Here is a 24,518-nt window from a genome sequence, read left to right as displayed (position 1 = left end):
CCTATTGCTGTTGTTGCAGCGCGTCAGAGGGATTGACGGTGTTGTCGATGACCACATGCTGGCCCGCGCTCAGGCGGTTCTGGCCGGAATCGACGATGATGTCACCATCCTTCAAGCCGCTTGTGACTTCCACCCGGCCATGGGACTGACGGCCAAGCTTGACGAAGACCTGCGCCAGCACCTGAGCCGGCTTGCCGTCGGGTCCCTTTTCCGCCGGCTTGCCGTCCTTGGCTTCAGCCTCGCGCACGGCGAAGACGTAATCGCCGTAGAGGCTGGTCGTCACCGCCGTCTGCGGCAGCGCGATCACATTGTTCTCTTCCGGCAGCTTGACGCGAACCTGCACGAATTGGCCGGGCGTCAGCTTGCGGTCGGGGTTCTCCACCTGGGCGCGCACGGAAACGAGCCGGGTCGACGGATCGATGCGTGGGTCGATGCCGATGATCCTGCCGTCAAAGGTCGTGTCGTCGTCGGAAAGGTTGACGCTGACCGGCTGGCCGATCTTCAGCTTGTCAAGCGACTGCTCAGGAACGGTGAAATCGACGCGCATCGTGTCGAGGTTCTGCAGCGTGGCGACCGTCGTGCCCGGCTGCAAATACTGGCCGATATCGATCTGCGGAATGCCGATGGTGCCGGAGAACGGCGCAGTCAGGCGTTTCTGATCAACCGTCGCCTCGAGCTTGGCCACGGTAGCCTGCGTCGATTCGGCCCTCGCCCTGGCGGTATCGACATCCGATACGGAGCCGACGCGCTGGCCCAGAAGCGTCTGGGCACGCTTCAGATTGATCTCGTTCAAAGCCGCGTCGGCCTGCGCGGAAGCGAGATCCGCCTGCTCGATGCTGTCATCAAGCTGGACGAGAAGCTCGCCCTGCTTGACGCGCTGGTTGGCCTTGAAATTGATCTGCTTGACGATCCCCGCGACCTGGACGGCCAGATTCACGCCTTCCGAGGCGTTCACCGTGCCGATCGCCTCGATATACGGATCCCACTTCGCCGGCTTGACCGTGACGGTGGAGACCGTCAGCGGCGGCTGCTTCATGTTGGCGAAATAGCTCGCAACCATCTCCGGCTTGAAGATCAGATTGAACCAGACGAGCCCACCGCAAACGGCAAGGACGAGCAGGAGAAGCAAAAAGGGAAGAAGGCGACGCATCGGTGGGAGGCTCCAGAGCGGGCATGACTTCGGACTGCCTGCACGCAATCACATCATGGCGAGGGCAATCGTTTTAGGTTGAATTCCAAGCGCGGATTACTGTACCGTCCGGACGGTATTGTCAACCGGATGTGTACGCCGAAAGTTCTAGATGTACGGTAAAAAATTGTCGTCGCGCGAGAGAATCCTGCAGGCCGCCACGGCCTTGGCCAAGGAAGTGGGCCCTGCGCATCTCTCGCTCGATGCGGCCGCCGCCCGCGCGGGTCTTTCCAAGGGCGGTCTCCTCTATCATTTCCCGACGAAGGCGAAGCTGCTGGAAGCGGTGGTCGAGGAGCATCTGAGAGAGCATGAGGCGGCGCTCAATGCCGAAGACGAGAAGCGGCAAGATGCGCCCAATGGCGTCGCGGAAGCCTATCTCGAAGTCTTCCGCGCAGAACAATGCCACAAGGAGCCGCCGCCCTCGGGCGTTCTGGCGGCGCTTGCGGAAAATCCGGATTTCATCAGCCCCATCCGCCGCTACAACAGGCAATTGCTCGACCGGATGCAGTCGCGCTCGAGCGACCTGGCCGTGGCCCTCATCACCTTCCTCGCCGTCGAAGGAATGCGCGCCATGCAGCTTTTCGACTGCGATATCCTGACAGATGCTGAGCGGGAGCTGGTAATGGAGCGGCTGACGGGGTTGTTGAGCGAATAGCCGCAGGACCAAGCGCCCTCATCGATAACGAGATTCCCCTTCCCTGGACAAGCTCAAGGCCAGGTCGCGCCTAGCCATGAGGGATTCACTGGAATGTCTCGGAATGCCCCTCACCCTTACCCTCTCCCCGTGAAATACGGGGAGAGGGGGACATTGACGTCGTTCGCTTGTCTCTTTTGCCAGGTGCAGGGGGAGAAGAAGAGGCGGAAAGGTTCACGTCCCCCTCTCCCTGCTTGCGGGGAGAGGGTAAGGGTGAGGGGCATTCCACGCGGTGTGTTTTTTAGGCTCTACCCCTTTCACCCTCGTCTTGAGGTGAATCGCGAGATCTAAGCCTCGAAGGGCGAGGTTCACAAAGCGGAAATATCCCCCTGCTCCCATCCCGCCTGCGTTTCCGCGACATAATCCGCGTAACGCCCCGCCTCGATAGCATCGCGGCAACCTTGCATAAGCTTCTGGTAATAGGCGAGATTGTTCCAGGTGAGCAGCATAGCGCCCAGGAACTCGTTCGACTTCACCAGATGGTGCAGATAGGCGCGGCTGTAATCGCGCGTGGCGGGGCAATCGGATTGCTCGTCCAGCGGGCGGTGATCCTCGGCATGACGGGCATTGCGCAGATTGATCTTGCCATGGCGCGTGAAGGCGAGGCCATGACGGCCGGCGCGGGTCGGCATGACGCAGTCGAACATGTCGATGCCGCGCGCCACCGACTTCAATATGTCGTCCGGCGTGCCGACACCCATGAGATAGCGCGGCTTTTCCGGGGGCAGGATCGGGCAGACCACATCCAGCATGTCGAGCATCACCGCCTGCGGCTCGCCCACCGCAAGGCCGCCGACCGAATAGCCCTTCAAGTCCATCGCTTTCAGCGCAGTCGCCGAGCGCTCGCGCAGCCGCGCATTGTCGCCGCCTTGCACGATGCCGAACATCGCCTTGCCCGGCTGGTCGCCGAAGGCCGTCTTGCAGCGCTCCGCCCAGCGCAAGGACAACTCCATCGCCCGCTCGATGTCCTTTTCGGAGGCCGGCAGTGCGACGCATTCGTCGAGTTGCATCTGGATATCCGAATCGAGCAGGCCCTGAATTTCGATGGAACGCTCTGGCGTCATTTCATAGGCGCGGCCATCGATATGCGACTGGAAAGTTACGCCCTTTTCGTTGAGCTTGCGCAATTGCGCCAGCGACATGACCTGAAAGCCGCCGGAATCGGTCAGGATCGGCCCGGGCCAGCGGGCGAATTCGTGGAGGCCGCCAAGCCGCGCGACACGCTCCGCGCCGGGGCGCAGCATCAGATGATAGGTATTGCCCAGGATGATGTCGGCGCCGAGATCGCGCACCTGGTCCATATACATGGCCTTGACGGTGCCGCCAGTGCCGACAGGCATGAAGGCAGGGGTGCGGACGGTCCCGCGCGGCATGGTGATTTCACCGCGCCTTGCAGCGCCATCGGTGGCAAGGAGTTTGAACTGGAAGTCTGTACTCATGATAGCGCACGCCATAGCAGGCTTGCGTCGCCATAGGAATAGAAGCGGTAGTTTTCCCGGATCGCGTGCTCATAAGCCGCGCGCATCGTCTCCAGCCCGGAGAAAGCCGAGACGAGCATGAACAGGGTCGAACGCGGCAGGTGGAAGTTCGTCATCAGCCCATCGACCGCGCGGAAGCGGTAGCCGGGGGTGATGAAAATATCCGTCGCGCCCGACCATGGCCGCATCGCGCCGTTTTCGTCCGCGGCACTTTCCAGAAGCCGCAAGGAAGTGGTGCCGACGCAGACGATTCGCCCGCCATTGGCCCGCACGCGATTGAGCGCTCCGGCGGTTGCCTCCGAGACATGGCCGATCTCGGAATGCATCTTGTGGTCGTCGGTATCGTCGGCCTTCACCGGCAGGAACGTTCCTGCCCCGACATGAAGCGTGACGAAATGCTTCTCGACACCGCGCTCCGTCAGCCTTTCGAGCAGTTGCGGCGTGAAATGCAGTCCGGCGGTCGGCGCGGCGACGGCCCCCTCTTCGCGGGCGTAGACGGTCTGGTAATCCGTGCGGTCGCGCTGGTCCTCGGGCCGCTTGGAGGCGATATAGGGCGGCAACGGAATATGCCCCACCGTGGCAATCGCCTCGTCCAGCATTGCGCCGCTCAGGTCGAAAACAAGCAGCGCCTCGCCCGCTTCGCCTTTTTCCGCGACGATGGCGTCGAGGGTGCCAAGATAGCAGCTCGCCCCGCCATGGCCGAAGCGGATGCGCTCGCCCTCCTTCACCCGCTTGCCGGGGCGCAGGAACGCCTTCCAGCGGTCCGGCCCGACGCGCATATGCAAGGTCGCGCTGATCTGCGCGACCGTGCCTTCGCGCTCACGGATGCCTTCGAGCTGGGCTGGAATGACCTTTGTATCGTTGAAAACCAGCGCGTCGCCGGGCTGGAGCAGATCGGGCAGGTCATAGACGTGCAAGTCGGCGAGCGGCTCGCCCGGCCTGACATGCAGAAGACGTGCGGAATCACGCGGCTCCGCCGGGCGAAGCGCGATCCGCTCTTCCGGCAGATCGAAATCGAACAGGTCTACGCGCATGGCTTGCTCAGTTGGAAAATGTTGGCGGGACAGCGCCCCCTCTGCCCTGCCGGGCATCTCCCCCGCAAGGGGGGAGATCGGCTGTCACTTCTGCTTTCGCCAATCGTCGTCGGAGCAGAATGCAAAGCCGCCATAGATGAAAGCTAATCTCCCCCCTTGCGGGGGAGATGTCCGGCAGGACAGAGGGGGGCGCTGTCCCGCCGGCGTTCTCGCTTAAGCCGCGATATCAGCCGCAATCCGCGCCGACACAATCGAATCCGGATCCTGCACCGGCTCACCGCGCTTGATCTTGTCGACATTGTCCATGCCTTCGATCACTTGGCCCCAGACCGAATATTGACGGTCAAGCCAAGGCGCATCCGCGAAGCAGATGAAGAATTGCGAGTTGGCCGAGTCCGGCGCTTGACTACGGGCCATGGAGCAGGTGCCGCGCTTGTGGTTGACGTTGGAGAATTCCGCCTTCAGGTCCGGCTTGTCGGAGCCGCCCATGCCGGCGCGGGCCGGATTGAAGTTCGCGCCGCCGGTCTTGCCGAAGCGCACGTCGCCGGTCTGGGCCATGAAACCGTCGATGACGCGGTGAAAAACCACGCCGTCATAAGCGCCTTCGCGCGCCAGCTCCTTGATGCGCGCGACATGGCCGGGGGCCAGATCGGGATAAAGCTCGATGACGACGTTCCCCTTGGTGGTTTCGAGGACGAGCGTGTTTTCGGGATCTTTGTAAGCCATTTCAGTCTCCTTTGGTCAGTTGGAAATCGGCTCTTGGTAGTTAATCGCATTGTATGAGCCAGGCACCAAACCCGGCTCGCAAACGCATTTAGGTGGCCGCGTGATACAACGCCAGAGCTTCCGCTTCGGCGCTGACGCTTTTTTACTTCTTCACATCGGCCTGGATGACGGCCTTGATGATCTCGTCGGGGTCCTTGACCGCGCCATTATTGGCTTCGTCGCCCTTCTTGATCTTATCTACGGCGTCCATGCCGCTGACGACATTGCCTATCACGGTGTATTGGCCGTTGAGGAACGAGCCGTCACCATACATGATGAAGAATTGCGAATTGGCGGAATTCGGATTGGCCGAACGGGCCATGCCGACCGTGCCGCGCACGAAGGGCTCTTTGGAGAACTCGGCCGGCAGATCGGGCAGCTTCGAGCCGCCGGTGCCGACGCGCGCGGCGTCGAAGCCCTTCTTGGAATTGCCGAATTCGACATCGCCGGTCTGCGCCATGAAGCCTGGGATGACACGGTGGAAGGCGACGTGATCATAGGCGCCTTCACGCACCAGCTTCTTGATCTGCGCGACATGCTTGGGCGCGAGGTCCGGGCGCAGCGCGATCACCACGTCCCCATATTTCAGGGTGAGGACCAGCGTGTTTTCCGGGTCGGCAGCGCGGGCGGACAGGGACGCCACCAGCGTGAACGCGACCATGGCGATAGCGGCCATGCTCAAACGGAACAGTTTCATGGAAGTCTTCTCCATTCAGGATTTGAACTTGGATTTAAGCGCCTGCCCGACGGCAGCGGGCACGAAGGGGCGGATATTGCCCCCCATTGAGGCGATCTGGCGCACAAGAGTGCCGGTAATGGCGCGCGATTGCGGGCTTGCAGGAAGGAAGATGGTCTGAATATCGGGCGCCATCGCGCCGTTCATGCCGGCCATCTGCATTTCATAATCGAAATCCGTGCCGTCGCGCAGGCCACGCACCATCAGCGTAGCGCCATGTTTTTTGGCCGCGTCGATAACAAGCCCATCGAACGAAACCACGCGAATGCGCCTGGCGTCCACGCCGAACATGGCCTTGGCCGCCTCGCCGATGAGTTTCTCGCGCTCCTCGAAGGAGAAGAGCGGCTTCTTGCCCGGATGGATGCCGATGGCCATGACGACCTCATCCGCAAGGCGCAGCGCGCCCTTGAGGATGTCGAGATGGCCGTTGGTCACGGGATCGAAAGATCCGGCATAGATAGCGATGGTCATGAGACTGGCGTAACGCGTTTGGGAACGGGATTCAATGTCTCGATCCATGCCTCTCTTACAAAAAGAAACGGCCCTCAACAAATTATGAATTGAAGATGAACCGGCACTTCACGCGCAATTCAGATCGCTTTTGACAATATCAGACAACGATTATGCAACTTTTTTCGTGTTAAAGCGTAATGGTTGCGAAAGGAAAGTCCGATGCTGATATTTCTGCTCTCGCTGTCCATGATGATCTCGATGACGGTTGCGGCAATCATCCTGCTGCTCGAGGAGAACGCCGCGCGGCAGAAGATCGCGGAGCCGGTCTTCGATATTCGCACCGTTCGCCGCATGCCGCGGCACAAATAACAGTTTACCTGGCCCTCCAGCCAAAGAAAGAAAGGCGGCGCTCTCCCAAGCGCCGCCTTTCTTGTTTCTTATGCCTCGCCGCCGTCTTCGCCGGTCTCGCTCTGGATCTCCTCGACATCGTCGCCTTCGGATTCCGAGATGCGCTCGACGGAGACCACCCGGTCGCCATCGGCGGGCTTGAAGATGGTGACGCCCTTGGTCGAGCGGCCGGCGATGCGGATGCCGTCCACGGGGACGCGGATCAGCGTGCCGCCATTCGACACCAGCAGGATCTGGTCCTTCGCCTCGACCGGGAAGAGTGCGACGAGCTTGCCGATCTCGTCCGTCTTCGAAGTGTCGGTGGCGCGGATGCCCTTGCCGCCGCGGCCCGAGATGCGGAACTCGTAGGAAGACGAGCGCTTGCCGTAGCCATATTCGCTGATGGTCAGCACGCTCTGCTCGCGCGCCTTCAACTCCTGATAGCGCTCTTCGGAAAGCTCCGCGTCAGCCCCTACATCCTCGCCTACAACAACGATATCTTCCGCGTCTTCCGCCCCCTCCGCGCGCCGCTCGGCGATGGAGCGCTTCAGATAAGCAGAGCGCTCGGCGGGCGTCGCATCGACATGGTGCAGGATGGCCATGGAGATGACCTTGTCGCCCTCGGCCAGATTGATGCCGCGCACGCCGATGGAATTGCGGCCCGCGAAGACGCGCACATCGGTGACGGGGAAGCGGATGCACTGGCCGCCCGCCGCCGTCAAAAGCACGTCGTCGAACTCGGTGCAGGTATCGACGGAGAGGATCTCGTCGCCCTCCTCCTCCAGCTTCATCGCGATCTTGCCGTTGCGGTTGACCTGGACGAAATCCGAGAGCTTGTTGCGCCGCACCGTGCCGCGCGTCGTCGCGAACATGACGTCGAGGTTCGCCCAGCTATCCTCGTCCTCAGGCAGCGGCATAATGGTGGTGATGCGCTCGCCCTCCTGCAAGGGCAGCATGTTGATGAGCGCCTTGCCGCGCGATTGCGGCGTGCCGATGGGCAGGCGCCAGACCTTTTCCTTATAGACGATGCCGCGCGAGGAGAAGAACAGCACCGGCGTGTGGGTGCTCGCCACGAACAGGCGGGTGACGAAATCCTCCTCCCGCGTGGCCATGCCCGAGCGGCCCTTGCCGCCGCGGCGCTGCGCGCGATAGGTGGCGAGCGGCACGCGCTTGATATAGCCGGCATGGCTGACGGTGACGACCATGTCCTCGCGGGCGATCAGATCCTCATCGTCCATCTCGGGACCGCCCTCGCCCAGCTCGGTGCGGCGCGGCGTGCCGAACTCGTCGCGAAGCGCGGCAAGCTCATCCTTGACGATGTTCATGATGCGGATGCGGGACGCGAGAATATCGAGATAATCGCGGATTTCCTCGCCGATCTTGTTGAGCTCGTCGGCGATCTCGTCGCGTCCGAGCGCGGTCAGGCGCTGCAGGCGCAGATCGAGAATGGCGCGGGCCTGCTCTTCGGACAGGTTGTAGGTGCCGTCCTCGTTCAGCACATGGCGCGGATCGGCAATGAGCGCGATGAGCGGCGCGATGTCCTGTGCCGGCCAGCGGCGCTCCATCAATTGCTCGCGCGCGGTCGAAGGGTCCGGCGCGCGGCGAATGAGGTTGATCACCTCGTCGATATTGGCGACGGCGATGGCGAGACCGACCAAGACATGCGCCCGATCACGTGCCTTGCGCAGCAGGAATTTGGTGCGGCGGCTGACCACTTCCTCACGGAAGGAAACGAAGGCGCGCAGCAAGTCGAGCAGCGTCATCTGCTCCGGCTTGCCGCCATTGAGCGCCACCATGTTGACGCCGAACGAGCTTTGCAGCGGCGTATAGCGATAAAGCTGGTTCAGCACGACATCGGCAACGGCATCGCGCTTCAACTCGACGACAACGCGATAACCCTCGCGGTCGGATTCGTCACGCAGATCCGAGATACCCTCGATGCGCTTCTCGCGCACCAGTTCGGCCATCTTCTCGATCATCGTCGCCTTGTTCACCTGATAGGGAATCTCGGTGATGATGATCGCCTCGCGGTCGCCACGCATGGACTCGATCTGGACGCGCCCGCGCATGATGATGGAGCCGCGCCCGGTCGAATACGCGGAATGGATGCCCGCGCGGCCCAGAATGATGCCGCCGGTCGGGAAATCCGGCCCCGGAATGATCTCCATCAGTTCCTGAAGATCGATAGCGGGATTGTCGATGAGCGCGATGCAGCCGTTGATGATCTCAGAGAGATTGTGCGGCGGGATGTTGGTCGCCATGCCCACAGCGATGCCGCCGGAGCCGTTGACGAGCAGATTGGGAAAGCGCGCCGGCAAAACGGTCGGCTCCTGCTCGCGGCCGTCATAATTGTCCTGGAAATCGACCGTTTCCTTGTCGATATCGGCAAGCAGCGTCTCGGACAGCTTCTCGAGGCGGCATTCGGTATAACGCATGGCCGCAGGGGGGTCGCCGTCCACGGAGCCGAAATTGCCCTGCCCGTCGATCAGCGGATCGCGCAGCGAAAAATCCTGCGCCATGCGCACCAGCGCATCATAGATCGAGGCGTCGCCATGGGGATGGTATTTACCCATCACCTCGCCGACCACACCGGCTGACTTACGATAGGGGCGGTTCCAGTCCAGCCCCATCTCGTTCATGGCGTAAAGAATGCGCCTGTGAACCGGCTTCAAACCGTCACGCGCGTCGGGCAGCGCGCGGCTCACGATCACGCTCATCGCGTAAGCGAGATAGGAGGTCTGCATCTCCTCGACAATGGAAACCGGCTCAATGCCGTTGGGATCTTGCGGACCGGTCGGCGGAGTTTGATCTGACACTGTTCAAAGGTCTTTCATGCGAGAATCGATCCAGCCCTTATAGCGGAAACGCGGAAGAAACACCAATAAACAGGCCTTTTCATAGGGGATAATTGGCCTTATATTTCAATGCGATAGAAACGGGCATACAAAGATGGGCGAATCATACGCCACATTCGGGCCATGATTGGCCTCGTCTTGAAGGAGCAAGGCAACAGGGAAACAAGAAAGTATGTTTTATTCGCAAACATACTCCCTGCTCACCTATTCCCTTACACCCCAATTCCCTTTCAACGGAAAGCATCCGATGGTCTACGACACAATCCTGAGTGCCTTCGTCACGCTGCTGGTGACCATCGACCCACCGGGGCTGGCGCCGCTGTTTCTGGCACTCACGACAGGCATGGACCGCAAGGCGCGGGGACAGGTGGCGCTGCGGGCAAGCATCATCTCATTCTGCGTGCTGGCGCTCTTTGCTGTTGCCGGGGCACAGATATTGGGCGTGTTCGGGATCACCATCGGCGCGTTCCGCGTTGCTGGCGGGCTGCTCCTCTTCTGGATCGCCTTCGACATGATCTTCGAGCGGCGGCAGGAGCGGAAGGAAAAGAGCGCCGAGGTGGCTATCACCAAGGATCACATCCGCAACATCGCGGCCTTCCCGCTGGCGATCCCGCTCATCGCGGGACCCGGTGCGATTTCGGCGACGATCCTGCTCGGCGGCTCGTTTCCCGAGACGGGGCCGCGGCTGGTGCTGGTGCTGATCCTCCTGGTCTGTATCCTGACCACATATCTGGTGCTTCTGCTCGGTGAACGGATCGACCGTTTTCTAGGCGAGACGGGCCGGTCGATCCTGACAAGGCTCCTCGGCGTCATCCTCGCCGCGCTGGCGGTGCAGTTCGTGGCGGATGGGGTGAAGGCGCTGGTGGTGGGGTGATGCGGACGATGCGATCAATGGCCACTGGAGCGGGACGAGATGACAATAAGTCATCTCCAGCCAAATCATGCGCCGGAGCTATGGTCACCGCCACCGAAATATTGGGCATAGCCGCTGGCTAATAGCAAATGCGCTTCGGCATTCGCCAAATAGCGCACACTCGGTAAATCAGGCGATGCCAGCCAATTCCAATCTGGGATGGCTGGCATCATAGGGGTGCTTGAATCGTCTCCCGCTTAGAACGGAATCTCATCGTCCAGATCGCGCGAGAAGCCGCCACCGCCGCCCTGCGATGGGCTGGAGCGGCCGAAATCGGAGCCGCCCTGGTCGGAATAATCGTTCATCTGGCCACCGCGGCCGCCTTCGAAGCGTCCGCCGCCGCTGCCGGCACCCTCCCCGCGGGAATCGAGCATCTGCAGCTCGCCGCGGAATTTCTGGAGCACCACTTCTGTCGTGTAGCGGTCATTGCCGGTCTGGTCCTGCCATTTGCGGGTCTGCAGCGAGCCCTCGATATAAACCTTCGCGCCCTTCTTCAGATATTGCTCAGCCACCTTGGCGAGATTGTCATTGAAGATCACGACGCTGTGCCACTCGGTCTTCTCCTTGCGCTCGCCCGACTGCTTGTCGCGCCAGGTCTCGGACGTCGCGATGCGCAGATTGGCCACCATATCACCGGAATTCAGGCGCCGGATTTCCGGATCCGCTCCGAGATTGCCGACGAGGATGACCTTGTTGACGCTACCTGCCATAAAACCCACTCCAACTTTTGTGTTTCCCCGCACCATACAGGAGCGAGGCGCAGGGCGCGCATCCGTATGGCAATTCGCCCCTGACTATCCACAGAGTTATTGTTCTATGTTTGTTCTATAGATTTTTGCGCCAAATGCAAGGGGAAGTTGGTAAATGGTGAAGAGAGTAACCCAAGCCCACCATTCACAATTCACTATTTTGCTATTCACTCATGTGATTGGCCCCGCCGCTCTTATGTTCCTGGCGCGCGGGGCCGGATTGGGGATCACCCTCTTTGCCGGTAGTGATTCACCGGCAAGTTCTCAAGGAAACATCCGTTTCCCTTATCAATCGTCCAAATTTTCAGTAGCCGGCTTAAGCGTGTCACCTATAGGTGGCTTAAGCCTTGGATGAATTATCAGGTGGACTCATGCCTCATTCCTCCTGTCAATTCCCGTCCCGACCGAAGGCGGAATTGCGCGATGACCGCTCGTCCATCCGGCCATCATTCCGCGCCTTCGATCACCATTGAATGTGTGCCTGTCAGGAGCATTCGTCAACGATCTTGTCATCACAATTTGCGTGGCTTATGTCAGGAGTCGGTTGTTCGATGTTTGTTCCAGTGATAAGAACGGCATCTCTTGAACTTTCGCGAAGACAGGATGGCAGGGGCGCGAATGAGCGATCAGAAATTCATCTCCATACGCGGCGCGCGCGAGCATAACCTGAAGAATGTCGATCTCGACCTGCCGCGCGACAAGCTCATCGTCATGACCGGCCTGTCGGGTTCCGGCAAGTCCTCGCTCGCCTTCGACACGATCTATGCCGAGGGACAGCGGCGCTATGTCGAGAGCCTTTCGGCCTATGCGCGCCAGTTCCTTGAAATGATGCAGAAGCCCGATGTCGACCAGATCGACGGGCTTTCGCCCGCCATCTCCATCGAGCAGAAGACGACGAGCCGCAATCCGCGCTCAACGGTCGGCACCGTCACCGAGATCTACGACTATATGCGCCTGCTCTTCGCGCGTGTGGGCGTGCCCTATTCACCCGCCACCGGCCTGCCGATCGAAAGCCAGACGGTGAGCCAGATGGTCGACCGGGTGATGGCGCTCCCGGAAGGCACGCGGCTCTATATCACCGCGCCGATCGTGCGCGGGCGCAAGGGCGAGTATAAGAAAGAGCTGGCGGAGCTGCAGAAGAAGGGCTTCCAGCGCGTCAAGGTGGACGGCACCTTCTATGAGATTGCCGACGTTCCGGCGCTGGACAAGAAATATAAGCACGACATCGATGTGGTGGTGGACCGCGTGGTGGTGCGGGACGATCTCGCCTCGCGCCTGGCGGATAGCCTCGAGACCTGCCTGAAGCTGGCGGATGGCCTCGCCATTGCCGAATTCGCGGACAAGCCCCTCCCCCCGGAAGAAACCGCCGAAGGCGGCTCTGCCAATAAATCCGCCAATGAGACGCATGAGCGCATCCTGTTCTCGGAGAAATTCGCCTGTCCGGTTTCGGGGTTCACAATTCCCGAGATCGAGCCGCGGCTGTTCTCGTTCAACAATCCGTTCGGCGCCTGCCCGACCTGCGACGGGCTCGGCTCGCAGCAGGCCATCGACCCGAACCTGATCGTTCCCGATGAAAACGCGGTCGTGAAGAACGGCGCGATTGCGCCATGGGCCAAGTCGTCCTCTCCCTATTACAACCAGACGCTGGAGGCGCTGGGCGCGGCCTATGGCTTCAAACTGGGCGCCCGCTGGCGCGATCTTTCGGAAGAGGCACAGAAGGCCATTCTTTACGGTACAGGCAGCCGGGAAATCACCTTCGCCTATGATGACGGGTTGCGCTCCTACAAGACGACCAAGACTTTCGAGGGCGTGATTCCCAATCTGGAGCGGCGCTGGAAGGAGACGGATTCGGCCTGGTCGCGCGAAGAGATCGAGCGCTATATGGCCTCCTCCCCCTGCCCCGCCTGCAATGGCTATCGCCTGAAGCCCGAGGCGCTGGCGGTGAAGATCGGCGGGCTGCATATCGGCGCGGTGACCGAGATGTCGATCCGCAAGGCGGATGCCTGGTTCCGCGATATCGACAAGACCTTCAACGAGAAGCAGCATGAGATCGCGGCGCGCATCTTGAAGGAAATCCGTGAGCGGCTGCGCTTTCTCAACGATGTCGGCCTCGATTATCTGACGCTGTCGCGCAATTCCGGCACGCTTTCGGGCGGCGAGAGCCAGCGCATCCGGCTGGCCTCGCAGATCGGCTCGGGACTGACCGGCGTGCTCTATGTGCTGGACGAACCGTCCATTGGATTGCACCAGCGCGACAATGCCCGGCTGCTCGACACGCTCCGGCATTTGCGCGACCTCGGCAACACGGTCATCGTCGTGGAGCATGACGAGGATGCGATCCTGACCGCCGACTATGTGGTCGATATCGGCCCTGCCGCCGGCGTCCATGGCGGGCAGATCATTGCCGAGGGCACGCCCGAAGAGGTGATGGCGAATTCGAAATCGCTCACCGGGCAGTATCTCTCCGGCGCGCGCGAGGTGGCGGTTCCCTCGGAGCGGCGTCCGATCTCCAAGGCGAAGCGCATCAAGGTCGTCGGCGCGCGCGGCAATAATCTGAAGAATGTTTCCGCCGAAATCCCGCTCGGCACATTCACCGCAGTCACCGGTGTTTCGGGCGGCGGCAAGTCCACCTTCCTCATCGAGACGCTGTTCAAGGCGGCTTCGCGGCGCATCATGGGCTCGCGCGAGCATCCGGCGGAGCATGACCGCATCGACGGGCTGGAACATCTCGACAAGGTCATAGATATCGACCAGTCGCCTATCGGGCGCACGCCGCGCTCCAACCCGGCTACCTATACCGGCGCCTTCACGCCCATCCGCGACTGGTTCGCGGGGCTGCCGGAGGCGAAGGCGCGCGGCTATCAGCCGGGGCGCTTCTCCTTCAACGTCAAGGGCGGGCGCTGCGAGGCCTGCCAGGGCGATGGCGTCATCAAGATCGAGATGCATTTCCTGCCTGACGTCTATGTGACCTGCGATGTCTGCCACGGCAAGCGCTACAATCGCGAGACGCTGGAAGTGACCTTCAAGGGCAAATCCATCGCCGATGTGCTCGACATGACGGTGGAGGAAGGCGTCGAGTTCTTCTCCGCCGTTCCCGCCGTGCGGGACAAGCTGCAGGCGCTGCTCGATGTGGGCCTCGGCTATATCAAGGTGGGCCAGCAGGCAACGACGCTGTCTGGCGGCGAGGCGCAGCGCGTCAAGCTCGCCAAGGAATTGTCGAAACGCTCGACGGGCCGCACGCTCTATATCCTCGACGAGCCGACCACCGGACTCCACTTCCACGACGTGGCGAAGCTCTTGGAAATGCTGCATGAGCTGGTCAACCAGGGCAACACGGTGGTGGTGATCGAGCACAATCTGGAAGTGATCAAGACCGCCGACTGGGTGATCGACCTCGGCCCCGAGGGGGGCGATGGCGGCGGCGAGATCGTCGCGGTGGGAAGGCCAGAGGATATTGTGAAGGAGACACGGTCCTATACCGGACAGTTCCTGAAAGAACTGCTGGAGCGGCGGCCGAAGCGCAAGGCGGAAGCGGCGGAGTGAACCATGGCGAACGCAGGCACCATACGGGCAGGCATCGGCGGGTGGACCTTTGAGCCGTGGGAGGGGACGTTCTATCCGGACGATCTGCCGAAGAAAAAGCAACTCGAATATGCCAGCCGGCAGCTTGCCACCATCGAGATCAACGGCACCTATTACGGTTCACAGAAGCCGGAGACCTTCGCCAAATGGGCAAGCGAGGTGCCGGAAGGTTTCGTCTTTTCGCTGAAAGGCAATCGCTTCGTCACCAACCGCAAAGTTCTGGCGGAAGCGGGCGAGTCGATGGAGAAGTTTCTGACGCAAGGGATCACGGAGCTTGGGTCGCATCTGGGGCCTATCCTCTGGCAGTTCGCGCCGACGAAGAAATTCGATCCGGAGGATTTCGAGGCGTTTCTCAAGCTTCTGCCGGAAAAGCAGGATGGGCTGAAGCTGCGCCATACGGTGGAGGTTCGCCATCCTTCCTTCGTGGTCCCGGAATTCGTGGCGCTCGCCCGCAAATACAATGTGGCGATCACCTGTGCCGAGCATTTTGACTATCCTGAAATCGCTGACGTCACCGCCGATTTTGTCTATGCCCGGTTGCAGAAGGGGGATGACAATATCCCCACCGCCTATTCGCCCGCGGCACTCGACCGATGGGTGGAGCGCGCGGAACTCTGGGCGAAGGGCGGCGCGCCTGACGATTTGGCCTATGCCGATCCGGACAACAAAATCCCCGCCGCGCCGCGCGATGTGTTCGTCTACTTCATCCATGAAGGGAAGGTAAGAGCGCCTAATGCGGCACGGGCGTTCATGGAGCGGGTTGAGGGAAAAGGATGAGGTTACACGTGAGGTTGCTGCCGGATTGATTCTGGGAATTTACGTAAGTGGCTGATTTTATAAGGAATGACGTATTTAATTTTAATGGCGAGGCTGGCGGTCTCACACCCTCCTTCCCCCTTGCGGGGAAGGTGCCCGCTTTAGCGGGCGGATGGGGATGGGGACATTTGCGCTTTTGCTGGAGGTAGAGGCATCAGCGTCACCACCCCCATCCGTCTTCGCAGACACCTTCCCCGCAAGGGGGAAGGAGGGTGTTTCCCAGCATCTCCGGCAAATCCTCCGCGATCAAACCCGGGCCGAAGCGTCTGGCGGCGGCGGCGTGAAGCCAGACGGCGGCGGTGGCCGCCTCAAAAGCGGGCATGGCTTGTGCGATGAGGCCGGCAATCATGCCTGCCAGCACGTCGCCCGATCCCGCGGTTGCCAGCAGCGGCGTGCCGTTGGTGTTGATCGCCGCGCGACCATCGGGGGACGCGATGACGGTGTCAGGGCCTTTGTAGATCACCACCGCATTGGCGCGTTTTGCCGCCGCCCGCGCCTTTTCCAGCTTCGACAAGGCCGTGTCATCGGCGATGTCAGGGAACAGGCGGCGGAACTCGCCTTCATGCGGCGTCAGCACCAGCGCATTGGCGTTTTCTCTGTTGGAAGCTCGGAACAGAAGGCCGGGATTGTCCTGGAAAGCCGTCAGCCCGTCAGCGTCCAGCACCAGCGCGCGAAAACCGTCGCCCGTCTGGCGCTGGTCAAGCAAGTTTGGCGCACGGGCCCGAATGTCCGCCATATTGCCGAAACCGGGTCCCAAAACAGCGGTGGCAACCTTGCGCTCCCGGATGAAAGAGAGGTCGGCCGCGTCGCCTTCCATTTTGCGCAGCATGATGCTGGTCAGATGCGCGGCGTTCACAAGAAGCGCGTCGGGCGGCGAGAGCACGGTGACCGCCCCTGCCCCTGTTCGAGCCGCAGCCCGCGCCGAGAGCCGCGCGGCGCCCGCCGCAGTCAGGCCGCCGGAAAACACGGCCACATGTCCGCGCCGGTATTTATGCGTGTCCTCCGCCAATCTCGGAAAAGCCCCGTGCCAAAGATCGGGCGTGTTCTCGAAGCAGCGCGGCGCGATTTTTTCGAGCACGTCGTCCTTGATGCCGATATCGGCGACCAGCACCTCGCCGCAGTGCTCGCGTCCCGGCAGCAACAGATGGCCGGGCTTCTTGCGAAAGAAGGTGACCGTCAGCACCGCATGAAGGGCAGCGCCAAGAACTTCGCCGCTCTCGCCGGAAACGCCGCTAGGCAGGTCCACCGCCACCACCGACAGGCGGGCTTCATTCACCTTTTCGATCATTACGCGCTCGATCCCCTCCACCGGACGCGACAGTCCGGCGCCATAGAGCGCGTCGATGACGAGATCGCAATCGCTCACGCCGAAATCCTCGAAACCATGCACCGGTCCCAGATAATCCCGCGCGGCGAGGAATGCGTCGCTGCCCTCGCGCGGCGCGGCCCCCCGGAAGCAGCGAACGGAGAGCCCGGCCTCCCGCAACAGCCGGGCTGCTACATAGCCATCCCCGCCATTATTGCCCGGCCCGCAAAGTATGGCGATGCGGCCCGCGGCGGGAAACCGCTCCAGCACGGCCCTAGCGATGGCCGCACCGGCGTTTTTCATCAGGCCATAGCCGTCAAGCGGGCCTTCGTTTATTGCCAACCGGTCGGCCTCGGCCATTTCCCGCGGGGTCAAAAGCGCGTGCATCGGGGCACTCCATGACTATTCATTATGCATATTGCCTATCTTTTGCCCAGTTTCACGCCGCTTAGTGCGCGCGAGGCGAGGCATAAAGCGCGCCGGGCAATGACCGGCTCGTTTATCCTGCCGGGTCGCATGGCGCATTTCCATCCGTTTTTCGGCGCCATCCGAAAGAAACGCGAGGGCAGGCGAAATTTCTGCAGTTTGGCACGGTTCCTGCTTACAAAAGAGCGAAACGGGCGCAAGGTCCGTTTCGCTTTTAAGAAAAGCGGAGTCCGTTCTCTGATGAAAAAGATCGAAGCCATCATCAAACCGTTCAAGCTCGACGAAGTGAAGGAAGCGCTTCAGGAAGTCGGGCTCCAGGGCATTACGGTCACCGAGGCCAAGGGTTTCGGGCGGCAGAAGGGCCATACGGAACTCTACCGCGGGGCGGAATATGTCGTGGACTTCCTGCCGAAGGTGAAGGTGGAAGTGGTTCTCGGCGACGAATCCGTGGAAGCGGCGATCGAAGCAATCCGCAAGGCCGCGCAGACCGGCCGGATCGGCGACGGAAAGATCTTTGTCTCCAACATCGAAGAAGTCATCCGCATCCGTACCGGTGAATCCGGTATCGACGCGATCTGACTTGGGGTCCTCCCATCATCCATCGTCGCAATGTCGTGTGAATTGAGGAAAAAATCGAAATGACGACTGCAAATGACATTCTGAAACAGATCAAGGACAACGACGTAAAGTTCGTCGATCTCCGCTTCACGGACCCCAAGGGCAAGCTCCAGCATGTGACGATGGATGTCGCCGTTGTCGATGAGGACATGTTCGTTGACGGCGTGATGTTCGACGGCTCCTCGATTGCGGGCTGGAAGGCCATCAACGAGTCCGACATGGTGTTGATGCCCGATGTCGAGACCGCCCATATCGATCCGTTCTTCGCCCAGTCGACCATGGTCGTCATGTGCGACATCCTCGACCCGATCTCCGGCGAGGCCTATAACCGCGACCCGCGCACGACCGCCAAGAAGGCCGAAGCCTATTTGAAGTCGCTCGGCATCGGCGACACGATCTTCGTCGGCCCGGAAGCCGAATTCTTCGTCTTTGACGACGTCAAGTACAAGGTCGATCCCTACAACACCGGCTTCAAGCTCGACTCGACCGAACTGCCCTCCAATGACGACACCGATTACGAGACGGGCAATCTCGGCCACCGTCCGCGCGTCAAGGGCGGCTATTTCCCGGTTCCGCCGGTCGACAGCGCGCAGGACATGCGCTCCGAGATGCTCTCCGTGCTGACCGAGATGGGCGTCACCGTCGAGAAGCATCACCACGAAGTCGCCGCCGCGCAGCATGAGCTGGGCGTCAAGTTCGACACGCTGGTCCGCAACGCCGACAAGATGCAGATCTACAAGTATGTCGTGCATCAGGTTGCCAACGCCTATGGCAAGACCGCAACCTTCATGCCGAAGCCGATCTTCGGCGACAACGGCTCGGGCATGCACGTCCATATGTCGATCTGGAAGGACGGCAAGCCGACCTTCGCGGGCAATGAATATGCCGGCCTTTCCGAGAACTGCCTGTTCTTCATCGGCGGCGTCATCAAGCATGCCAAGGCGGTCAACGCCTTCACCAACCCGTCGACCAACTCCTACAAGCGTCTGGTTCCGGGCTATGAGGCGCCGGTGCTGCTGGCCTATTCGGCGCGCAACCGCTCGGCTTCCTGTCGCATTCCGTTCGGCTCCTCGCCGAAGGCGAAGCGCGTGGAAATCCGCTTCCCCGATCCGTCGGCCAATCCGTATCTCGCCTTCGCCGCGCTGCTGATGGCCGGTCTCGACGGCATCAAGAACAAGATCCATCCGGGCCAGGCCATGGACAAGGACCTGTACGACCTGCCGGCAAAGGAACTGAAGAAGATCCCGACCGTCTGCGGCTCGCTCCGCGAGGCGCTGCAGAACCTCGACAAGGATCGCGGCTTCCTGAAGGCCGGCGGCGTGTTCGACGACGACCAGATCGACGCTTTCATCGAGCTCAAGATGGCCGAGACGCTGCGTTATGAAACGACCCCGCATCCGGTTGAGTACGACATGTACTATTCGATCTGATCCGGAATCAGGCCCCGAAAGCAAGAAACCCCGGCAATGCCGGGGTTTCTCTTTTTTAAAGGGTTCTTGGGAGGAACCTGTTACTTGGTCCGAAAGATGATGTTCTTTGCGAACTCGTCCGCATTTTCGGACGTTGTCTCCGCATCCGTCGGCGTTCCGAAGGGATGCATCGACGAGACCAATACCGCAATGAAGGTCAGCGCCAGATAGACGTAAGGACGTGACATCGGACTATTCTCCTTTGTTCGAACCTTGAGCCTTGGCGCGATCTGACCCAGCAAAACGGGCAGTTTAAGGACCTCAAAATGAAGAGGTTGCGGCAAACATTGCCGCTGCTGCCATCATTTCCTCTTCGCGCCAGGCCCGCCGGGCCTTCGCTTCCGCGTCTTCGCCCCAGTGCTCGATGGTCCAGTCCTCGTCGAGATGGGCGAGGTCCCAACCTTCCTTCGCGCCGATCTCACCCTTGGCTATGGCAAGCGCAAGGAGCGCGGAGCCGGTTAGCGTGGTCATGGTATGGAGCGCCGCCAGCGCAACAGGATCGCGGACCGCATTCACATGAACACCGAAGGCTGCGAGCGCCTCGCGCGGCTGGGCCACGTACATCACGCCCTCGGCGAGGATGAAATGCGCGCCAAGCGCCTCGGAGGCCCAATCGAGGAGCGGGTCCCAGCGCTCCGCCTGTCTTTTGACCAGCGCTTCCGGTCCCTCGGCGCGATAGAACAACATGTCGGAATTGGCGAAGCGCAGCAAATCCTCCACCACCGCTTGGCTGTCTTCTGCGACCCCATCGACCGCCGTGTTGGCGAGCCGGGTGGCGGGCATTTTCGCGGGGTCGATCACTTTCTCCTGCCGGGCGAACTCATCGGCGACGATTTGCGCCGCCGCGCGGGTGGGCAGGATCAGCGCCTTGCGCCCCGGCGTGCGCACCGGCTTGCCGTCGAGATGGACACTATAGCCGCCCTCCGCCTCCTCCACCGTGACGGCGGTGTAGAATTTCTTCGGCAGCGGCGTCTTCATCGCTTCCTGCGCGCGGCGGACGGGGTCGGGGCCTTCGCCGTTTTCGAGATCGTTCAGAATGTCACGCATGGGACCGTTCCTGTTCAGGGTGGTAGTCGATTATGTAAAGGTCTGCGAAAATACCCCTCATCCGACCGCGCGAAAGCGCGGTCGGATGAGGGGCCGTTCGCCGGTACAAGCAGAAGCTTAGACCTGCACCGCCCCAGTCTCCTCCAGCAGCGCCAGCAAATCGGCAGGCACGGCAAGCACGTGATCCGCGCCGCTTTCCCTTAAGGCTTTCGGCGTATGATAGCCCCAGGATACGCCAACAGCCAGCGCGCCCGCGGCGCGGGCCATCTGCATGTCGTATATGGCGTCGCCGACGACAAGCGCGTCGCGCGGATCGAAGCCGGCCTCCGAGGAGGCTTCCAGCACCATGGCCGGGTGCGGCTTGGACGGGCAATCATCCGCCGTGCGAACCACGAGGAAATGATCGGCAAAGCCCTGCGCTTCCAGGACCCGGCGCACACCCCGTCGCGATTTGCCGGTGACCATGCCGATAACGATATCGTCCCGGCCTGCCAGCCGGGCAATCAGGTCCGGAATGCCCGGGAACACCGGCTCGGCGAATTCAGGCTCATCGCGCAAGGCGATGAAATGATCCTTGTAGCGCGCGCTCAGCGCCTGAACGGACGCATCGATCTCGCAGTTCAAGAGCCTGGCAATGGCATTATCCAGCGAAAGGCCGATGATGGAGCGGGTATCCGCTTCGTCAAGCGCGGCCAGCCCCGCCTCGGCGAAGGTCCGCGCCATGCAACGATGAATGACGCCGGCGCTATCCACCAGCGTACCGTCGCAATCGAAAAGAACGAGCCGCATCAATCCGCCTCCGCCATTGCTTCATCGAACCCGAGCAAGTTCCAGCTCTGCACCATATGCGGCGGCAGCGGCGCGGTGACATCGATTATCCCGCCGCCAGGATTGGGAATGCGAATGCGGCGCGCGTGAAGATGCAGGCGATTCTGGATGCCGCCGGGGAATTCCCAGTTCTGGTCCGCCTCGAAATATTTGGGATCGCCGATGATGGGATTGCCGATATGGGCGGCGTGGACACGCAGCTGGTGGGTACGCCCGGTATAGGGCTCCATTTCAAGCCAGGTCAGGTTGCGGCCCGCCATGTCGATTACCCGGTAGTAGGAAACGGCGTGATCCGCATCCGGCTCGCCATGCTCGCAGACGCGCATGCGGTCACCATCCGGCGTCGTTTCTTTGACGAGCCAGGTGGAAATCTTGTCCTCGCGCTTGCGCGGCACGCCCTTGACCAGCGCCCAATAGGTCTTCTTGGTGTCGCGCTCGCGGAAGGCGGCAGTCAGCGCCTGAGCGGCGCTGCGGGTTTTCGCCACGACGAGCACGCCCGACGTATCCCGGTCAAGGCGATGCACAAGCCGCGGTTTCTCGCCCTTCTTGTTGCGCCAGGCCTCCAGCATGGCATCCACATGGCGCGAGACGCCGGAGCCGCCCTGCACGGCCAGCCCCGCCGGCTTGTTGAAGACATAGACCTTCGGGTCTTCATAAAGCAGCATCTGGGAGAGCACATCGGCATCGCCCCGGTCTCTGATGGTGCGGCCCGTCAGCGGCCCGGCGGCTTTTTCGTCGACGCCCAGCGGGGGGATACGGATGGTTTGGCCTGGCTGAATGCGGGTGTCGGTCTTGGCGCGGCCGCCATCGACCCGGATCTGGCCGGAGCGCAGCAGCTTTTGGAGATGGCCGAAGCCCAGCCCCGGATAATGCACCTTGAACCAGCGGTCGAGCCGCATGCCCGCCTCGCCCGCTTCCACCGTCTTCTGCTCTACGCCTGCCATGTTTTTCCGATATCCATGCTCGTCACGCCTGCTTATTGTTTAGCCGCATGATCCTATCCAAAAAGTCTGCACCTTTTTTGGATCATGCTCTAGAACCTTTCATGCTCCAACCGCAAGGCCCGCGCGCGTAAACCAAGGCTCGTTTCGCTCCTTGCGGCGAGCTCTCACGCGATGTAAAGAATGTTGATGCAAAGTGTCAGCGGGACGGAAAAAGTCCTTTGATCACGGCCAGTTACAGGGCGTAGCAAATTATGGTTTCATTAATAGCGAAACCGCCACTACCTATTCCAGTGGAATATCATGACGCTTTTGCGCGCCAGGAACACCTCTAACGGTTGGAGTGGCACATTGTCCTTGCTGAGCATTTACTGGAGATCGCTGCGGTATCTGGGGGCCGATAAATCGGCAACCGTGCTCCTGTGCGTGGCCAATATCGTCCTCGCAGGCGTGATGGTGGCCGAGCCGATCCTCTTCGGACGGGTGATCGATTCCATATCCGACAAGACCGCGATCTTGCCGACGCTGGCGATGTGGGCCGGTCTCGGCGGGTTCAATATTGTCGCCGTGGTGCTGGTGGCGCGCGGGGCAGACCGGCTCGCGCACAAGCGGCGGCTGGGCGTTCTCTCGGATTCGTTCGAGCGCGTTATCACCATGCCGCTTTCCTGGCACCACCAGCGCGGCACGTCGAATGCCCTGCACACGCTGCTGCGTGCGACGGAAACGCTTTTCACCCTGTGGCTCGAGTTCCTCCGCAACCACCTTTCCACCGTGGTGGGTCTCGCCATCCTTGTGCCGACCGCGATGCAGATGGACCTGCGCCTGTCGCTAGTGCTCGTCGTGCTGGGGGTCATCTATGTCATGATCGGTCAGCTCGTCACCCGCAAGACCAAGGATGGGCAGGCTGCCGTCGAGCGCCATCACCACAAGGTTTTCGAGCATGTCAGCGACTCGATCAGCAATGTCGCCGTCCTGCAGAGCTATAACCGCATCACCGAGGAAGCCCGGTCGCTGCAGCAATTCACCGACCGCCTCCTGCAGGCGCAGAATCCCGTCTTAAACTGGTGGGCGCTCGCCAGCGGTCTCAACCGCATGGCCTCGACCATTTCCATGGTGATCGTGCTGCTGCTGGGCGCCTATCTCGTTACCAAGGGCGAGCTGCGCGTCGGCGAAGTGGTGGCCTTTATCGGCTTTGCGCAGCTCATGATCGCCCGCCTCGACCAGGTCAGCAATTTCGTCAACCAGACGGTGACGGCGCGCGCCAAGCTGGAAGAGTTTTTCGAGATGGAGGATTCCACCGCCGACAGGCAGGAGCCCGCCTCCGTCCGCTCGCTCGAGCATGTGGAAGGCAATATTGTTTTCGAAAACGTGACCTTCGAGTTCGCCAATTCCGGCCAGGGCGTCTATGACGTGTCCTTCGAGGCCAAGGCCGGCCAGACCATCGCCATTGTCGGCCCCACGGGCGCAGGCAAGACGACGCTCATTAATCTGTTGCAGCGCGTCTACGATCCACAGCGCGGCCGTATCCTCATCGACGGCGTCGATACGCGCGAGATCAGCCGCCATTCGCTGCGCCACGCCATTGCGACCGTGTTCCAGGATGCGGGCATGTTCAACCGCTCGATCGAGGACAATATCCGCATCGGCCGCGCCGACGCCTCTAATGAGGACGTGCATGCCGCCGCCCGTGCCGCCGCCGCGCACGAGTTCATCCTGTCGAAGAGCGCGGGCTATGACACTGTCGTCGGCGAACGTGGCTCGCAGCTTTCGGGCGGCGAGCGTCAGCGGCTGGCGATTGCCCGCGCGGTGCTGAAAAACGCGCCGATCCTGGTGCTGGACGAGGCGACGAGCGCGCTCGACGTTGAGACCGAGGCGCAGGTGAAGAACGCGATCGATGAGCTCTCGAGCAATCGCACGACCTTCATCATCGCCCACCGGCTTTCGACGGTGCGCAATGCCGACCTCGTGCTCTTCCTTGACAAGGGCCATTTGATCGAGGCCGGCAAGTTCGACGAGCTCGCCGCCCAGAACGGCCGCTTCGCCGCCCTCCTCCGCGCCGGCGGCCTGCTGGCCGAGGACAGCGCGGAGAAGAACAATGTGACGCCGTTTCCGCTGAAAGGCGCAGCGGCGTAGGATTGGCCTACGTTGGATGGATGTGGAAAAGCCCGGCGACGTCCGGGCTTTTTTGTTTCGGCTTAGAATGCTGGCGGGACAACCGTCGCTATTTATAGA

General features: G+C 61.3%; 21 protein-coding genes. 8 read left to right on the top strand and 13 right to left on the bottom strand.

Going from position 1 to position 24,518, the window contains the following annotated elements:
* Position 1: 1 nt before the first annotated feature.
* Positions 2 to 1,150 carry an efflux RND transporter periplasmic adaptor subunit gene (locus ACOWVG_RS09615; RefSeq protein WP_420961750.1) on the bottom strand — a complete coding sequence of 383 codons (1,149 nt, stop codon included), beginning with the start codon at positions 1,148 to 1,150 and terminating at the stop codon, positions 2 to 4.
* Between the two features lie 151 nt (positions 1,151 to 1,301).
* Here ACOWVG_RS09615 and ACOWVG_RS09610 point away from each other — a divergent pair, with 151 nt between their 5' ends.
* Positions 1,302 to 1,844, top strand: a complete 543-nt coding sequence (locus tag ACOWVG_RS09610; protein ID WP_420961748.1) for a TetR family transcriptional regulator — start codon at positions 1,302 to 1,304, stop codon at positions 1,842 to 1,844.
* Between the two features lie 347 nt (positions 1,845 to 2,191).
* Here the strand turns inward: ACOWVG_RS09610 and tgt are convergent, their stop codons facing one another.
* From tgt to coaD, 5 genes are all read right to left on the bottom strand, one after another.
* Positions 2,192 to 3,322, bottom strand: a complete 1,131-nt coding sequence (tgt, locus tag ACOWVG_RS09605) for a tRNA guanosine(34) transglycosylase Tgt (RefSeq protein ID WP_420961746.1) — start codon at positions 3,320 to 3,322, stop codon at positions 2,192 to 2,194.
* Positions 3,319 to 4,395 (bottom strand): tRNA preQ1(34) S-adenosylmethionine ribosyltransferase-isomerase QueA, encoded by a 1,077-nt coding sequence (gene queA / locus ACOWVG_RS09600; RefSeq protein ID WP_420961744.1) that lies wholly within the window; start codon positions 4,393 to 4,395, stop codon positions 3,319 to 3,321. Before queA ends, tgt begins: the two co-directional genes overlap by 4 nt.
* Positions 4,396 to 4,608: 213 nt before the next feature.
* Positions 4,609 to 5,121, bottom strand: coding sequence for a peptidylprolyl isomerase (locus tag ACOWVG_RS09595; RefSeq protein WP_420961742.1), 513 nt, complete (start codon positions 5,119 to 5,121; stop codon positions 4,609 to 4,611).
* A gap of 142 nt (positions 5,122 to 5,263) precedes the next feature.
* On the bottom strand, positions 5,264 to 5,857 hold the full coding sequence (locus ACOWVG_RS09590) for a peptidylprolyl isomerase (RefSeq protein ID WP_420961740.1): 594 nt from the start codon (positions 5,855 to 5,857) through the stop codon (positions 5,264 to 5,266).
* Positions 5,858 to 5,872: 15 nt separating this feature from the next.
* On the bottom strand, positions 5,873 to 6,367 hold the full coding sequence (coaD, locus tag ACOWVG_RS09585) for a pantetheine-phosphate adenylyltransferase (protein ID WP_420961739.1): 495 nt from the start codon (positions 6,365 to 6,367) through the stop codon (positions 5,873 to 5,875).
* Between the two features lie 201 nt (positions 6,368 to 6,568).
* Between coaD and ACOWVG_RS09580 the strand changes: the two genes are divergently transcribed.
* On the top strand, positions 6,569 to 6,718 hold the full coding sequence (locus tag ACOWVG_RS09580; RefSeq protein ID WP_420961738.1) for a hypothetical protein: 150 nt from the start codon (positions 6,569 to 6,571) through the stop codon (positions 6,716 to 6,718).
* 68 nt (positions 6,719 to 6,786) lie between these two features.
* On the opposite strand, the gene gyrA is transcribed toward ACOWVG_RS09580, so the two are convergent.
* Positions 6,787 to 9,552, bottom strand: a complete 2,766-nt coding sequence (gene gyrA, locus ACOWVG_RS09575) for a DNA gyrase subunit A (RefSeq protein WP_420961737.1) — start codon at positions 9,550 to 9,552, stop codon at positions 6,787 to 6,789.
* A gap of 286 nt (positions 9,553 to 9,838) precedes the next feature.
* Between gyrA and ACOWVG_RS09570 the strand changes: the two genes are divergently transcribed.
* Positions 9,839 to 10,465 (top strand): MarC family protein, encoded by a 627-nt coding sequence (locus ACOWVG_RS09570; protein ID WP_420961736.1) that lies wholly within the window; start codon positions 9,839 to 9,841, stop codon positions 10,463 to 10,465.
* A 236-nt stretch (positions 10,466 to 10,701) separates the two neighbouring features.
* On the opposite strand, the gene ACOWVG_RS09565 is transcribed toward ACOWVG_RS09570, so the two are convergent.
* On the bottom strand, positions 10,702 to 11,214 hold the full coding sequence (locus ACOWVG_RS09565; protein WP_420961735.1) for a single-stranded DNA-binding protein: 513 nt from the start codon (positions 11,212 to 11,214) through the stop codon (positions 10,702 to 10,704).
* A 657-nt stretch (positions 11,215 to 11,871) separates the two neighbouring features.
* Between ACOWVG_RS09565 and uvrA the strand changes: the two genes are divergently transcribed.
* On the top strand, positions 11,872 to 14,796 hold the full coding sequence (gene uvrA / locus ACOWVG_RS09560; RefSeq protein WP_420961734.1) for an excinuclease ABC subunit UvrA: 2,925 nt from the start codon (positions 11,872 to 11,874) through the stop codon (positions 14,794 to 14,796).
* Between the two features lie 3 nt (positions 14,797 to 14,799).
* On the top strand, positions 14,800 to 15,612 hold the full coding sequence (locus tag ACOWVG_RS09555; protein WP_420961733.1) for a DUF72 domain-containing protein: 813 nt from the start codon (positions 14,800 to 14,802) through the stop codon (positions 15,610 to 15,612).
* A 199-nt stretch (positions 15,613 to 15,811) separates the two neighbouring features.
* On the opposite strand, the gene ACOWVG_RS09550 is transcribed toward ACOWVG_RS09555, so the two are convergent.
* A complete protein-coding gene (locus ACOWVG_RS09550; protein WP_420961731.1) occupies positions 15,812 to 17,344 on the bottom strand; it encodes an NAD(P)H-hydrate dehydratase in 1,533 nt (510 codons plus the stop codon).
* Positions 17,345 to 17,623: 279 nt separating this feature from the next.
* Between ACOWVG_RS09550 and ACOWVG_RS09545 the strand changes: the two genes are divergently transcribed.
* Together ACOWVG_RS09545 and glnA are read left to right on the top strand one after the other, a co-directional pair.
* Positions 17,624 to 17,962 (top strand): P-II family nitrogen regulator, encoded by a 339-nt coding sequence (locus tag ACOWVG_RS09545; RefSeq protein ID WP_188821231.1) that lies wholly within the window; start codon positions 17,624 to 17,626, stop codon positions 17,960 to 17,962.
* 59 nt (positions 17,963 to 18,021) lie between these two features.
* Complete coding sequence (gene glnA, locus ACOWVG_RS09540) at positions 18,022 to 19,431, top strand: type I glutamate--ammonia ligase (RefSeq protein WP_420961729.1); 1,410 nt, start codon at positions 18,022 to 18,024, stop codon at positions 19,429 to 19,431.
* Positions 19,432 to 19,511: 80 nt separating this feature from the next.
* On the opposite strand, the gene ACOWVG_RS09535 is transcribed toward glnA, so the two are convergent.
* The 4 genes from ACOWVG_RS09535 to ACOWVG_RS09520 all read right to left on the bottom strand — a co-directional run bounded on the left by ACOWVG_RS09535 (position 19,512) and on the right by ACOWVG_RS09520 (position 22,289).
* Positions 19,512 to 19,658 carry a hypothetical protein gene (locus ACOWVG_RS09535; RefSeq protein ID WP_420961727.1) on the bottom strand — a complete coding sequence of 49 codons (147 nt, stop codon included), beginning with the start codon at positions 19,656 to 19,658 and terminating at the stop codon, positions 19,512 to 19,514.
* Between the two features lie 73 nt (positions 19,659 to 19,731).
* The gene (locus ACOWVG_RS09530; RefSeq protein WP_420961726.1) at positions 19,732 to 20,517 is read right to left on the bottom strand and encodes an ATP12 family chaperone protein; all 786 of its coding nucleotides are present in this window, start codon (positions 20,515 to 20,517) and stop codon (positions 19,732 to 19,734) included.
* 117 nt (positions 20,518 to 20,634) lie between these two features.
* Entirely contained in the window at positions 20,635 to 21,306 is a 672-nt protein-coding gene (locus ACOWVG_RS09525) for an HAD-IA family hydrolase (RefSeq protein WP_420961724.1), read from the bottom strand.
* Complete coding sequence (locus ACOWVG_RS09520; RefSeq protein ID WP_420961722.1) at positions 21,306 to 22,289, bottom strand: RluA family pseudouridine synthase; 984 nt, start codon at positions 22,287 to 22,289, stop codon at positions 21,306 to 21,308. The genes ACOWVG_RS09525 and ACOWVG_RS09520 overlap by 1 nt, the downstream gene beginning before the upstream one ends.
* A gap of 348 nt (positions 22,290 to 22,637) precedes the next feature.
* Between ACOWVG_RS09520 and ACOWVG_RS09515 the strand changes: the two genes are divergently transcribed.
* Positions 22,638 to 24,419, top strand: coding sequence for a glucan ABC transporter ATP-binding protein/ permease (locus ACOWVG_RS09515; protein WP_420961721.1), 1,782 nt, complete (start codon positions 22,638 to 22,640; stop codon positions 24,417 to 24,419).
* Positions 24,420 to 24,518 lie beyond the last annotated feature (99 nt).

Origin of the sequence: Brucella sp. IR073, from assembly GCF_049065735.1 — a bacterium.
Classification (GTDB): domain Bacteria; phylum Pseudomonadota; class Alphaproteobacteria; order Rhizobiales; family Rhizobiaceae; genus Paramesorhizobium.
Note: the sequence above shows the minus strand (reverse complement) of the source record. Positions and strands in the feature narration are given on the sequence as shown.

What these genes read in the sequence shown, in the direction of transcription:
- ACOWVG_RS09615 (WP_420961750.1), bottom strand. Translation starts at nt 1,150, where the DNA reads ATGCGTCGCCTTCTTCCCTTTTTGCTTCTCCTGCTCGTCCTTGCCGTT.
- ACOWVG_RS09610 (WP_420961748.1), top strand. Translation starts at nt 1,302, where the DNA reads ATGTACGGTAAAAAATTGTCGTCGCGCGAGAGAATCCTGCAGGCCGCC.
- tgt (WP_420961746.1), bottom strand. Translation starts at nt 3,322, where the DNA reads ATGAGTACAGACTTCCAGTTCAAACTCCTTGCCACCGATGGCGCTGCA.
- queA (WP_420961744.1), bottom strand. Translation starts at nt 4,395, where the DNA reads ATGCGCGTAGACCTGTTCGATTTCGATCTGCCGGAAGAGCGGATCGCG.
- ACOWVG_RS09595 (WP_420961742.1), bottom strand. Translation starts at nt 5,121, where the DNA reads ATGGCTTACAAAGATCCCGAAAACACGCTCGTCCTCGAAACCACCAAG.
- ACOWVG_RS09590 (WP_420961740.1), bottom strand. Translation starts at nt 5,857, where the DNA reads ATGAAACTGTTCCGTTTGAGCATGGCCGCTATCGCCATGGTCGCGTTC.
- coaD (WP_420961739.1), bottom strand. Translation starts at nt 6,367, where the DNA reads ATGACCATCGCTATCTATGCCGGATCTTTCGATCCCGTGACCAACGGC.
- ACOWVG_RS09580 (WP_420961738.1), top strand. Translation starts at nt 6,569, where the DNA reads ATGCTGATATTTCTGCTCTCGCTGTCCATGATGATCTCGATGACGGTT.
- ACOWVG_RS09570 (WP_420961736.1), top strand. Translation starts at nt 9,839, where the DNA reads ATGGTCTACGACACAATCCTGAGTGCCTTCGTCACGCTGCTGGTGACC.
- ACOWVG_RS09565 (WP_420961735.1), bottom strand. Translation starts at nt 11,214, where the DNA reads ATGGCAGGTAGCGTCAACAAGGTCATCCTCGTCGGCAATCTCGGAGCG.
- uvrA (WP_420961734.1), top strand. Translation starts at nt 11,872, where the DNA reads ATGAGCGATCAGAAATTCATCTCCATACGCGGCGCGCGCGAGCATAAC.
- ACOWVG_RS09555 (WP_420961733.1), top strand. Translation starts at nt 14,800, where the DNA reads ATGGCGAACGCAGGCACCATACGGGCAGGCATCGGCGGGTGGACCTTT.
- ACOWVG_RS09550 (WP_420961731.1), bottom strand. Translation starts at nt 17,344, where the DNA reads ATGCACGCGCTTTTGACCCCGCGGGAAATGGCCGAGGCCGACCGGTTG.
- ACOWVG_RS09545 (WP_188821231.1), top strand. Translation starts at nt 17,624, where the DNA reads ATGAAAAAGATCGAAGCCATCATCAAACCGTTCAAGCTCGACGAAGTG.
- glnA (WP_420961729.1), top strand. Translation starts at nt 18,022, where the DNA reads ATGACGACTGCAAATGACATTCTGAAACAGATCAAGGACAACGACGTA.
- ACOWVG_RS09535 (WP_420961727.1), bottom strand. Translation starts at nt 19,658, where the DNA reads ATGTCACGTCCTTACGTCTATCTGGCGCTGACCTTCATTGCGGTATTG.
- ACOWVG_RS09530 (WP_420961726.1), bottom strand. Translation starts at nt 20,517, where the DNA reads ATGCGTGACATTCTGAACGATCTCGAAAACGGCGAAGGCCCCGACCCC.
- ACOWVG_RS09525 (WP_420961724.1), bottom strand. Translation starts at nt 21,306, where the DNA reads ATGCGGCTCGTTCTTTTCGATTGCGACGGTACGCTGGTGGATAGCGCC.
- ACOWVG_RS09520 (WP_420961722.1), bottom strand. Translation starts at nt 22,289, where the DNA reads ATGGCAGGCGTAGAGCAGAAGACGGTGGAAGCGGGCGAGGCGGGCATG.